Source organism: Nonomuraea sp. NPDC049269, from assembly GCF_043197155.1.
In the GTDB taxonomy this organism is placed as follows: Bacteria; Actinomycetota; Actinomycetes; order Streptosporangiales; family Streptosporangiaceae; genus Nonomuraea.
In genome coordinates this window covers 1-13939 of sequence record NZ_JBICSO010000022.1, presented here as the reverse complement: position 1 = coordinate 13939, position 13939 = coordinate 1, and the positions used below count along the sequence as shown (strand labels likewise).

Annotated in this window: 2 protein-coding genes; both read left to right on the top strand. The window is 68.2% G+C overall.

Translation table 11 applies throughout. From position 1 onward, the window contains the following. On the top strand, window positions 1-3450 hold a 3450-nt coding region (locus ACGFNP_RS60930), incomplete at its 5' end, for an amino acid adenylation domain-containing protein (protein ID WP_393334352.1). A gap of 44 nt (window positions 3451-3494) precedes the next feature. After that, window positions 3495-13939, top strand: a 10445-nt coding sequence (locus tag ACGFNP_RS60925; protein ID WP_393334349.1) for an amino acid adenylation domain-containing protein, incomplete at its 3' end; no start/stop codon positions are given.

The following is a 13939-nucleotide window of genomic DNA, read 5'->3' as shown; positions in this document are numbered from 1 at the left end:
GATCGTGCGGCTCTGCCGGTGCCGGATGGCAGCCGCCCCGACCTCGCCGACAGCTACCAGCCGCCGACCACCCCCACCGAACAACTCCTGGCCGGCATCTGGGCCGACCTCCTCGGCGTGGACCGGATCGGCGTCCGCGACAACTTCTTCGACCTCGGCGGACACTCCCTGCTCGCGACCCAGGCCACGACCCGCATCCGCAGCACCTTCGGCACCGACCTGGCCCTCGCCGCCCTGTTCGATCAGCCGACCATCAACGGTCTGGCCACGCTCATCGACGGCACCGCCATCACCGCGATCGCCCCGCCGATCCCGCAGGCCGACCGCGGCCAGCCGCTGCCTCTCTCCTTCGCCCAGCAGCGGCTGTGGTTCCTGGCCCAGCTCGACCCCGGCTCGACCGAGTACAACACCCCATCGGCGATCCTCCTCGACGGCAACCTCGACGTCCCCGCCCTGCGCGCCGCCCTCACCGCGCTGACCGAGCGGCACGAGGTGCTGCGCACCCGGCTGGTCGCCGACGCCGACGGGATTCCCCACCAGATCATCGACCCGCCCGCCGGCTTCGAACTGTCCGTCATAGACGTGGCCGGCGAACAGGAGGCTCAGGAGCTGATCGCCGCCGACACGGCGAATCCGTTCGACCTGGCCACCGGCCCGCTGCTGCGCGGAACGCTGTACCGGGTAGCCCATGGCGGGCACGTGCTCGGACTCTGCCTGCACCACGTCGTCTTCGACGAGTGGTCGGCCAAGATCTTCCACAGGGAATTCCTCGTACTGTACGAGGCCTTCCGGTCGGGGAAGCCGTCCCCGCTGGCGCCGCTCCGGGTCCAGTACGCCGACTTCGCCCTGTGGCAGCGTTCCTGGCTCACCGGCCACATCCTGGAAGAGCAGCTCGGCTACTGGCGGCGCCGGCTCGCCCAGCCACCGGTGCTCGACCTGCCCACCGACCGCCCCCGCCCCCCGGTCCGCGACACCAGCGGCGCCGCCACCACCTTCCAGATCAGCCCTGAGGTGGCCAAGGGCCTGCACGAGCTGTCCCGCCGCACCGGCACGACGATGTTCATGACGCTGCTGGCGGCCTACACCGTGCTGCTCGGCAAGTACACCGGTCAGGATGATCTGCTGGTCGGTACGCCGGTCGCCAACCGCAACCAGGCCGAGACGGAAGACCTGATCGGCTTCTTCGTCAACACCCTGGTGTTACGCGCTGACCTGTCCGGCGACCCCACCTTCACCGACCTGCTCCACCAGATCCGCGCCACGGCCTTGGACGCCTACGGCCACCAGGATCTGCCGTTCGAGCAGCTCGTCGACGAACTCGGCATCGACCGCGACCGCTCCCGCACCCCCCTGTTCCAAACCCTGTTCACGTACGCGACCGACCGTTCCGGGGACAACGAGCCCCCAGAGGGCACGGTGGAGGAACTGGCAGCGAGGTTCGACCTGACGGTCGCTTTCGCCGGTGACGACCTGGACCTGTCCTGTGTCTTCAACTACAGCACCGCGCTGTTCGATCACACCACGATCGAACGCCTGGCCGCCCACCTGATCGGTCTCCTGACGGCGATCGTCGGCGCTCCGGACCAGCAGCTCAGCGACTTCACCCTCCCCACCGAAGCGGAGCGATCGAGGCTCGCGATCTGGAACGACACCGCCATAGAGGTGCCGAACCAGCCCACCCCCGAGCTGCTGACCGCCGTCGCCATCGCCCAACCGGACGCCCCGGCGGTCAGCATGGGCGTACGCACGCTCACGTACGCCGAGCTCGAACTCCGCTCGAATCGGCTCGCCCACCACCTGCACGATCTCGGCGTCCAGGCGGAGACGGTCGTCGGCCTGCGGCTGCCCCGCGATCCCGACATGATCGTCGCCATCCTGGCCGTACTCAAGGCGGGCGGAGCCTATCTGCCGATCGACCCGGACTATCCGGACGACCGCATCACACACATGATCAGCGACAGCCGGGCCGCCCTGGTGCTCGACAGCATCGCCACGCCGGACCACCTGCCCGGCACGCCACCCGCCATCACGATCCACCCCGACCAGGCCGCGTACCTGATCTACACCTCCGGCTCCACCGGCCTGCCCAAGGGCGTCGTGGTCAGCCACCGCAACCTGGCCAACCTGGTCCGAGCCCAGTGCGACGATCTCGACGTCACGCCCGCCGACGTCACCCTCCAACTGGCGTCCTTCAGCTTCGACGTCGCGGTGAGCGAGATCTTCGCGTCGCTGGCCGGCGGCGCCCACATCGTCATCGCCGACGCCGTGACCCGGCGCTCCGCGGCCGACCTGCAGCGGCTTCTCCATGACCGCGCCGTCAGCATCATGCAGACCACCCCGCCCATCCTGCACCACATGGATCCGGCCACGCTGCCGGACCTGCGGCTCCTGGTCGTCGGGGGGGAGGCATGCCCGCCTGAGCTGGCGCGTGCCTGGGCGGTCGGGCGCCGTCTCGTCAATGCGTACGGGCCGACCGAGACCACGGTCTGCGCGACCATGGCGGTCGACCCGGACACCAGGGACTCGCTGCCGATCGGGCGGCCGATCGCCAACACCCGGATCCACATCCTGGACAAATATCTCGACCCCGTCGCCATCGGCGTACCGGGAGACGTCTACATCGCCGGGACGGGCATCAGCCGCGGCTACCGCAACGAACCCATGCTGACCGCCGGACGCTTCATCGCCGACCCGCTCGCCGCCGACGGCAGCCGCCTGTACCGCACCGGCGACCGCGCGCGCCGGCGTCCGGACGGACAGCTCACCTTCCTCGGCCGTACGGACCAGCAGGTCAAGGTACGCGGCTATCGCGTCGAGCTGGCCGAGATCGAGCACGCCCTCACGTCGCACCTCGGGGTGGCCACCGCCGGGGTGACGGTTTCGGGGAACGGCGCCACGCAGCGGCTGGTCGCCTACGTCGTCCCCGCCGACCTCGGCACCGGGATGCCGCCCGTCGGCGACCTTCGCGCGCACCTGGCCGCCACGCTGCCCGAGCACATGATTCCCGCGGCCTTCGTCGAGCTGACCGCCCTCCCGCTCTCTCCCAACGGGAAGCTCGATCGCGCCGCGCTACCCGTACCCGACGTGACCCGTCCTGATCTCGACAGCGCGTACGAGGCGCCGACGACACCGGCGGAAGAGCTGCTCGCCGGAATCTGGGGTGAGCTGCTCGGCCTCGACCGCGGTCAAGTCGGTATCCGTGACAACTTCTTCGACCTCGGCGGCCACTCCCTGCTGGCCACCCAGGTCACCTCCCGCATCCGCTCGGTATTCGGCACCGACATCGCCCTGGCGACTCTTTTCGACCAGCCGACCATCAGCGGGCTCGCCGGCGTCATCGAGACCCAGATCTGGGCGGAGATCGAGCAAATGTCGAACGACGAAATCATTCAGAGCCTGGAAACGGATTCGCAGGCTGAAAACTCTAATGGGGACGGAGTCTCGAAGTGACGTCTTCTGCTGCGGAGCTCGTGAACGATCTCGCATCCCGAGGCGTGCACGTATATCTCACCGATGGCCGACTCCGTTTCCTGGCACCCAAGAACGCCCTGACCGCGGAGCTCAGAGAGCAGGTCGCTCAGTTCCGCGAGGAAATGGTGGAGTTCCTGCGCGAACGGGAAGCCGCGCTGAGCGCCGACCGGGTGTCGCCGATCCTCCCGGCCGGCCGTGACCAGCCGCTGCCGCTGTCGTTCGCGCAGCAGCGGTTATGGTTCCTGGCCCAGCTCGACCCCCGCTCGGTCGAGTACAACATGCCCACCGCCATCCCCCTGCCCGGCGACCTCGACCTGCCCGCGCTGGGCGACGCCCTCACGACGCTGATCGAACGTCATGAGGTGCTGCGCACCCGGCTGGTCGCCGGCGCCGACGGCATCCCGCACCAGGTCATCGACCCGCCCACCGCCTTCGACCTGCCCGTCGTCAAGGTCGCCGACGAGCAGGAGGCACACGCCCTCATCACCGCGGACGCGACCACGCCCTTCGACCTGGCCGCCGGTCCGCTGCTGCGCGGCACGTTGATCCGTCTCGCCGACGACCTGCACATCCTCGCCCTGTGCATGCACCACGTCATCTGCGACGAATGGTCGGCGAAGATCTTCCAGCACGAACTCATGGCGCTGTACGACGCCTTCCGCACCGGACGCCCGTCGCCGCTCAAGCCGCTGACCGTGCAGTACGCCGATTTCGCCGTGTGGCAGCGCGGCTGGCTCACCGGCAAGGTTCTGAACGAGCAGCTCACCTACTGGCGTGAGCAGTTGGCCGATCCGCCTGCTCTCAACCTGCCCACCGACCGGTCGCGGCCGCCCGTTCGCACCACCGCCGGCGCTGCCATCAGCTTCCGTATCGAGGCGGAAACCGCTCGTCGGCTGCAGGAGTTGACGCGTCGGAGCGGCAGCACCATGTTCATGACGCTGTTCGCGGCATTCAGCGCGCTGCTGGGTAGATACAGCGCTCAAGATGATGTGTTGGTCGGTACGCCGGTGGCCAACCGCAATCAGGCCGACGCCGAGGACTTGATCGGCTTTTTCGTCAATACCTTGGTCCTGCGTAGCGATCTGTCCGGCGACCCCACTTTTACTGAGCTCCTCGCCCGGGTGCGGACTACCGCACTCAATGCGTTCACCCACCAGGATCTGCCTTTTGAGCAGCTCGTCGACGAGCTCGGTGTCGATCGTGACCGCTCGCGAACGCCGCTTTTCGAGGCGCTGTTCAATTACACCGCTGAACTCGACGGCGTGCATATTTCAGCTGAGAACACCGCGACCGCGCAGGCTGCGGTCAAGTTCGACCTCGTCTTGAGCATGGTTGCCTCTGGTGACACCGCCCTGGTCGGTTCGGTGCAATACAGCACGGCCTTGTTCGACCAGACGACCATCGAGCGGTTGGTCGGTCACTTGCGGGTGTTGCTGGATGCCGTGGTGGCTGACCCTGATCGGCCGCTGTCGGCACTGCCCATCCTTACGTCGGCTGAGCTGCAGGCGCTGCGGGAGGTCAACGCCACTGGTGTGGTGCTGCCCGAGGTCGCCGGTGTGCATGAGTTGATCGCGGCTCGGGCGGTCGCGGGTCCTGAGGCAGTTGCGGTGGCCGGGCTGGAGGGGCAGCTCAGCTATGGGGAGCTGGATGCCCGCGCCAATCAGCTGGCTCATCAGCTGATCGCGTTGGGTGCGGGTCCGGAGACGACGGTGGCGTTGTGTCTGGAGCGGGGTCTTGATCTGGTGACGTCGGTTTTGGCGGTGTGGAAGGCCGGTGCCGCTTATCTGCCGCTGGATCCCAGCTACCCCACCGACCGGCTGGCCTATCTGCTGTCCGACAGCCGAGCGCATCTCCTGCTGACCACCGGGCCGCTGCTGCCCTCCGCCTGTACGGGCACTGGTGAGAGTGCGGACTCCCAGGTCGGTCGTCCGCGCACGCTGCTGCTGGATGAGCCGGGCGTGCAGGCGGGGTTGCAAGCTTTCCCCGTCACGGCTCCCCCCGTGAGCGTGGTCCCGGATCAGGCCGCCTATCTGATCTACACCTCCGGTTCGACCGGTCGGCCGAAGGGCGTGCGGGTGGCGCACCGGGGGCTGGTCAACCTGGTCATGGCGCAGCAGGACGCGTTCGGTGTCACGGCGTCGTCGCGGGTGTTGCAGTTCGCCTCGCCGGGGTTCGACGCGGCGGTGTCGGAGATCGCGGTCACCCTGGCTACCGGTGCGACGTTGTTGATCCCCAGTTCTGAGCAGCGGGTGGATGACCTGGCCGGCTTCATCCGGGAGTGGCGGGTGGACACGGCGACGTTGCCGCCGTCGCTGCTGGCCACACTCGTGCCGGCGGAGCTGCCGCCGCTGACGCTGATCAGCGCGGGCGAGCACCTCGACCCGGCACTCGCTCAGGCTTGGGGTGACCGGCACCGGTTGCTGAACGCGTATGGTCCGACCGAGACCACGGTGTGCGCCACCATCAGCCACACCCCGGCCACCATCGGCGCACCGATCGCCAACACGACCAGCCACGTCCTCGACGCCCACCTCAACCCCGCTCCCACCGGCGTCCCCGGCGAACTGTTCGTCGGCGGCATCGGCCTCGCTCACGGCTACCACGGACGACCCGCCCTCACCGCCGAACGCTTCGTCGCCGACCCGCACGCCGGTGACGGTTCTCGCCTCTACCGGACCGGTGACCTGGTCGCGTGGCGACCGGACGGCCAACTCGACTTCCTCGGCCGCACCGACCACCAGGTCAAGATCCGCGGCCACCGCATCGAACCCGGCGAAATCCAGCACGCTCTGACCGGCCACGCTGAGGTGGGTTCTGCCCTGGTGACCACGTTCGGCGAGGATGCTGATCGCCGGTTGGTCGCCTACCTGACTCCGGCCGGTCCGGACGCGAACATCCCCACTACCGATGACCTGCGGGTCTATCTGGCCGCCGGTCTGCCGGATTACATGATCCCGTCGGGGTTCATCGAGCTGGCCGCCTTCCCGCTGACCCCGAACGGCAAAATCGACCGCGCCGTCCTGCCCGCACCAGATGGCAGTCGCCCCGACCTTGCCGGTGGCTATCAGGCTCCGGCCACTCCGACGGAGCATTTGCTGGCCGGTATCTGGGCCGACCTGCTCGGTGTGGATCAGGTCGGCATCCGGGACAACTTCTTCGACCTCGGCGGCCATTCGCTGCTGGCTACTCAGGTCACCTCCCGGATCCGTTCGGTGTTCGGCATCGACCTGTCGCTTGCCGTGCTGTTCGACCAGCCCACCGTCGGTGGCCTGGCACCGCTCATCGACGAGGCCAACGGCATCAGCAGGCCGCGGATCCTCCCGGTCGACCGCGACCAGCCGCTTCCCTTGTCCTTCGCCCAGCAGCGGCTATGGTTCCTGGCTCAATTCGACCCCGACTCGACCGAGCACAACACGCCCACTCCCATCCCGCTGCCTGGCGAACTCGACATCCCCGCCCTGCGCGCCGCCCTCACCGCGTTGACCGAGAGGCACGAGGTCCTGCGCACCCGGCTGGTCGCCGACGCCGACGGTATCCCGCATCAGATCATCGACCCGCCGACTGATTTCGATCTGCCCGTCATCGAGGTGGCGAGCGAGCACGAAGCTCAGGCGCTGATCGCCGCCGACGCTGCCACGCCGTTCGATCTGGCGGCCGGTCCGCTGCTGCGCGGCAGCCTGATCCGGATCAGCGACCAGGAGCACATCCTGGCCTTGTGCATGCATCACGTCATCTCCGATGAGTGGTCGGCCAAGATCTTCCATCGCGAGCTTCTCGCGTTGTACGAGGCCTTCCAAGCTGGTCGGCCCTCTCCGCTGGTGCCGTTGCCGGTGCAGTACGCCGATTTCGCCGTGTGGCAGCGTTCCTGGCTCACCGGCGAGACGCTGGAGGAGCAGCTCGGCTACTGGCGGCGCCGGCTCGCCCAGCCTCCGGTGCTGGACCTGCCCACCGACCGGCCCCGCGCGGCGATTCGCGACACCGCCGGGGCGGCCCTCGACTTCCACATCAGCCCGGAAGTGGCCGAGGGCCTGCGAGCGTTGTCCCGCCGCTCCGGCACCACCATGTTCATGACGTTGCTGGCCGCCTACAGTGCCCTGCTCGGCCGCTACACCCGCCAGGATGATCTGCTGGTCGGCACGCCGGTCGCCAACCGCAACCAGGCCGAGACCGAAGACCTGATCGGGTTCTTCGTCAACACCCTGGTCCTGCGGACCGACCTGTCCGGCGATCCGACCTTCACCGAACTGCTTCACCGCGTTCGCGCCACGGCGCTGGAGGCTTACGGCCACCAGGACCTGCCGTTCGAGCAGCTCGTCGACGAACTCGGCATCGATCGCGACCGCTCCCGCACGCCGCTGTTCCAGACCCTCTTCAACTACTTCGCCATCGATGATCCGACGGCTCAGGAACTGCAAGAGGCCACCGCTGGTGGCGGCCAGCAGGCTCGGGTCGGGATTCTGGCTCAGACCGACCTTCGCATGATCTTCGCTGAGGGAAGCGACAATCTGTCGGCCACCATCGAATACAGCACGGCCCTGTTCGACCAGGCGACCATCGAGCGGTTGATCGGCCATCTGAACATGCTGCTGGCCGCCGTCACCACCGACCCCGACCGGCCGCTGTCGGCACTGCCCATCCTCACTCCGGCTGAGTTGCAGGCGCTGCGGGAGGTCAACGCCACCGGCGTGGTGCTGCCTGAGGCCGCCGGCGTGCATGAGCTGATCGCGGCTCGGGCGCTTGCCGGCCCTGAGATGGTGGCGGTGGCCGGGCAGGAGGGGCAGCTCAGCTACGGTGAGCTGGACGTCCGGGCCAACCAACTGGCCCACAAGCTGATCGCGCTGGGTGCGGGTCCGGAGACGACGGTCGCGTTGTGTCTGGAGCGTGGCCTCGACCTTGTTGTGGCGGTTTTGGCGGTGTGGAAGGCCGGTGCTGCCTATCTGCCGCTGGATCCCAGCTATCCGACGGATCGGCTGGCCTATCTGCTGTCCGACAGCCAGGCGGGTCTTCTCCTGAGCACGGAAGCGCTGCTGGAGGACCTGCCCGCCGGTCGCCTCCGCACGCTACTGGTGGACGAGCCGAGCGTGCGGACTCTGCCGGTCACGGCTCCCGCAGTGAACGTGGCACCCGATCAGGCCGCCTATCTGATCTATACCTCCGGTTCGACCGGTCGGCCCAAGGGGGTGCGGGTGGCGCATCGGGGGCTGGTCAACCTGGTGATGGCGCAGCAGGACGCCTTCGGGGTGACGGCGTCATCGCGGGTGTTGCAGTTCGCCTCGCCGGGGTTCGACGCCGCAGTCTCGGAGATCGCGGTCACGTTGGCCGCTGGTGCGACGTTGGTGATCCCCAGCTCGGAGCAGCGGGTGGATGATCTGGCGGGCTTCATCCGGGAGTGGCGCGTGGACACCGCGACGTTGCCGCCATCGCTGCTGGCCACACTTGAGCCGGCGGAGCTGCCGCCGCTGACGTTGATCAGCGCGGGCGAGCACCTCGATGCGGCACTCGCCGAAGCTTGGGGTGACGGGCATCGGCTGTTGAATGCCTATGGTCCGACCGAGACCACGGTGTGCGCCACCATCAGTCAAACTCCCGCCAGCATCGGCCCACCGATCGCGAACACCACGGCTTATGTCCTCGACGGGCATCTTGGGCTGGTCCCGGTCGGTGTGCCCGGGGAGCTGTTCGTCGGCGGCCTCGGCCTGGCACGCGGCTACCACGGCCGCCCCGCGCTGACCGCCGAACGTTTCATCGCCGACCCGCACGCCGGTGACGGTTCTCGCCTCTACCGCACCGGCGACCTGGGCGCCTGGCGGCCGGACGGCCAGCTCGACTTCCTCGGGCGCACCGACCACCAGGTCAAGATCCGCGGCCACCGCATCGAACCCGGCGAAATTCAGCACGCCCTCACCAGCCACCCGCACATCGCCACAGCCCTGGTCACCCCCACCGGCCAGGACACCGACCGCCGCCTGGTCGCCTACCTGGTCCCCGCTGACCCCGCCGACGGCATCCCAGCCACCGACGATCTGCGGGCCTATCTAGCCGCCGGCCTGCCCGACTACATGATCCCGTCGGTGTTCATCGAGCTGGCCGCCTTCCCGCTGTCCCCGAACGGCAAGATCGACCGTGCCGCGCTGCCGGCACCGGACAGTAGCCGTCCTGATCTCGCGGGCAGCTACCAGCCGCCCACCACCCCCACCGAGCAGCTGCTGGCCGGCATCTGGGCCGACCTGCTCGGCGTGGACCGGATCGGCGTCCGCGACAACTTCTTCGACCTCGGCGGGCACTCCCTGCTCGCGACCCAGGTCACCTCTCGTATCCGCAGCGCTTTCGGCACCGACGTGGCGCTCGCGGCCCTGTTCGACCAGCCCACCATCAACAGCCTGGCCACCCTTATAGACCAAGCTTCGGCTGAAACCGCCAGACCGCCGATCGTCCCTGCCGACCGTGACCAGCCGCTCCCGTTGTCCTTCGCTCAGCAGCGGTTGTGGTTCCTGGCCCAGCTCGACCCGGACTCGGCCGAGTACAACACCCCGACGCCCATCCCGCTGCCCGGCGACCTCGACATCCCCGCCCTGCACGCCGCCCTCACCGCGCTCACCGAACGGCACGAGGTCCTGCGCACCCGGCTGGTCGCCGACGCCCACGGCATTCCCCACCAGATCATCGACCCACCCACCGCCTTCGACCTGCCTGTCGTCGAGGCGGCGAGCGAAGAAGAAGCACAGACCCTGATCGCCGCCGATGCGGTCACCCCCTTCAACCTGGCGGCCGGTCCACTGCTGCGCGGCACGTTGATCCGCCTCGCCGACGACCTGCACATCCTGGCCCTGTGCATGCACCACGTCATCTCCGACGAATGGTCCGCCAAGGTCTTCCACCGCGAACTCACCGCTCTCTACGAGGCTTTCCGCACAGGAAATCCGTCGCCGCTGGCACCGCTGCCGGTGCAGTACGCCGACTTCGCCCTGTGGCAGCGGAACTGGCTCACCGGTCAGACTCTGGAAGAGCAACTGGGCTATTGGCGTCGCCAACTAGCCAACCCACCTGTACTCGACCTGCCCACCGACCGCTCCCGGCCTCCGGTCCGCTCCACGGCCGGTGGGGCCATCAGCTTCCGTATTGAGGCTGAAACCGCTGGTCGGCTGCAGGAGTTGACGCGTCAGAGCGGCAGCACCATGTTCATGACGCTGTTCGCGGCATTCAGCGCGCTGCTGGGCAAATACAGCGCCCAAGATGACGTGTTGGTCGGTACGCCGGTCGCCAACCGCAACCAGGCCGAGACCGAGGACCTGATCGGGTTCTTCGTCAACACCCTGGTCCTGCGGACCGACCTGTCCGGCGATCCCACCTTCACCGACCTGCTCCACCAGGTCCGCGCCACCGCACTGGACGCCTACGGGCATCAGGATCTGCCGTTCGAGCAGCTCGTCGACGAACTCGGCATTGATCGTGACCGCTCCCGCACGCCGCTGTTCCAAACCCTGTTCAACTACATCGGCGAGTCAGACGACCATCGTGATGCCGATGAGCCGATCGAGGCCACGGTCCAAGAGAGCGTCGTCAAGTTCGACCTGGTTTTGAGTATGGTGGCCTCTGGCGACCAGGATCTGGCCGGTTCGGTGCAATACAGCACGGCCCTGTTCGACCAGGCGACCATCGAGCGGTTGATCGGTCACCTGCGAGTGTTGCTGGATGCCGTGGTGGCTGCCCCTGACCGGCCGCTGTCGGCACTGCCCATCCTCACCACCGCTGAGCTGCAGACGCTGCGGGACGTCAACGCTACCGGCATGGTGCTGCCTGAGGCCGCCGGCGTGCATGAGCTGATCGCGGCTCGGGCGGTTGCCGGTTCTGAGGCGGTCGCGGTGGGCGGGCTGGAAGGGCAGCTCAGCTATGGGGAGCTGGATGCCCGGGCCAACCAACTGGCCCACAAGCTGATCGCATTGGGTGCGGGTCCGGAGACGACGGTCGCGTTGTGTCTGGAGCGTGGCCTCGACCTTGTTGTGGCGGTTTTGGCGGTGTGGAAGGCCGGTGCTGCCTATCTGCCGCTGGATCCCAGCTACCCGATGGACCGGCTGGTTTATCTGCTGGCTGACAGCCAGGCGGATCTACTGCTCACCACGGAGTCGCTGGTGAGCAGGCTGTCGTCCGCCTACGTGGGCGCCGACGGGAGCGCTGACTCTCCGGTCGGTCGGCTGCGCACGCTGCTGGTGGATGAGCCGGGTGTTCTGGCGGAGCTGCAAGCTCTGCCGGTCGTGGCTCCTGCGGTGGTGGTTGTCCCGGATCAGGCTGCTTATCTGATCTACACCTCTGGTTCGACTGGTCGGCCCAAGGGGGTGCGGGTGGCGCATCGGGGGCTGGTGAACCTGGTGGTGGCGCAGGGTGAGGCGTTCGGGGTGTCGGCGTTGTCGCGGGTGTTGCAGTTCGCTTCGCCGGGGTTCGATGCGGCGGTGTCGGAGATCGCGGTCACTCTGGCCGCCGGTGCCATGTTGGTGATCCCCAATGCTGAACAGCGCACGCACGACCTGGCGAGCTTCATCCAGGAATGGCGGGTGGACACCGCGACGTTGCCGCCGTCGCTGCTGGCCACCCTCGACCCGGCCCAGTTGCCGCCGCTGACGGTGATCAGCGCGGGTGAGCACCTCGACCCGGCACTCGCTCAGGCTTGGGGTGACCGGCACCGGTTGCTGAACGCGTATGGTCCGACCGAGACCACGGTGTGCGCCACCATCAGCCACACCCCGGCCACCATCGGCACTCCGATCTCCAACGCCACCACCCAGGTGCTGGACTCCCACCTCAACCCCGTCCCCGCAGGTGTGCCAGGGGAGTTGTTCGTCGGTGGTCTCGGCCTGGCTCGCGGCTACCACGGCCGGCCCGCCCTGACCGCCGAGCGGTTCGTCGCCGACCCGCACGCCGGTGACGGTTCTCGCCTCTACCGGACCGGCGACCTCGCCACCTGGCGACCGGACGGCCAACTCGACTTCCTCGGCCGGACCGACCACCAGGTCAAGATCCGCGGCCACCGCATCGAGCCGGGTGAGATCCAGCATGCTCTGACCGGCCACCCGAACATCGCCGCCGCCTTGGTTGCTCCCTTCGGCCAGGACACCGACCGCCGACTGGTCGCCTACCTGGTCCCCGCTGCCTCCGTCGATGGCACCCCTGCCACTGACGACCTGCGAGCCTACCTGGCCGCTGGCCTGCCGGATTACATGATCCCGTCGGTGTTCATCGAGCTGGCCGCCTTCCCGCTGTCACCCAGCGGCAAGATCGACCGTGCCGCTCTACCGGCACCGGACGGCAGCCGTCCCGACCTCGCCGGCGGCTACCAGGCCCCGGCCACTCCCACGGAGCAGTTGCTGGCCGGCATCTGGGCCGACCTCCTCGGCCTGGACCAGGTCGGCGTCCGCGACAACTTCTTCGACCTCGGCGGACACTCCCTGCTGGCCACCCAGGCCATCACCCGCATCCGCAGCACCTTCGGCACGGATCTGGCGCTCGCGGTGTTGTTCGATCGGCCGACCATCAAGGGTCTGGCGAGTCTCATCGACAGCACTGCTGTTACGGCGATCGCGCCGCCGATCGTCCCGGTCGATCGTGATCAGCCGTTGCCGCTGTCGTTCGCCCAGCAGCGGTTGTGGTTCCTGGCCCAGCTCGACCCGCGCTCGGCCGAGTACAACACTCCGACCCCCATCCCGCTGCCCGGCGACCTCGACATCCCCGCCCTGCGCGCGGCCCTCACCGCGTTGACGGAGCGGCATGAGGTCCTGCGCACCCGGCTGGTCGCCGACGCCGACGGCATCCCGCACCAGATCATCGACCCGCCCAGTGACTTCGACTTACCTGTCATCGAGGTGGCGAGCGAGCACGAAGCTCAGGCGCTGATCGCCGCCGACGCAGCCGCTCCGTTCGACCTGGCCCAAGGACCTCTCCTGCGCGGCAGCCTGATCCGCCTCAGTGGGGACCTGCACATCTTGGCCCTGTGCATGCATCACGTCGTCTTCGACGAGTGGTCGGCCAAGATCTTCCACGAGGAGCTCGCCTCCCTCTACGACGCTTGCCGAGAAGGACGACCGTCTCCGCTGGTGCCGTTGCCGGTGCAGTACGCCGATTTCGCCGTGTGGCAGCGTTCCTGGCTCACCGGCGAGACGCTGGAGGAGCAGCTCGGCTACTGGCGGCGCCGGCTCGCCCGGCCGCCCGTGCTGGACCTGCCCACCGACCGGCCCCGCGCGGCGATTCGCGACACCGCCGGGGCGGCCCTCGACTTCCACATCAGCCCGGAAGTGGCCGAGGGCCTGCGAGCGTTGTCCCGCCGCTCCGGCACCACCATGTTCATGACGTTGCTGGCCGCCTACAGTGCCCTGCTCGGCCGCTACACCCGTCAGGATGATCTGCTGGTCGGCACGCCGGTGGCCAACCGCAACCAGGCCGAGACCGAAGACCTGATCGGGTTCTTCGTCAACACCCT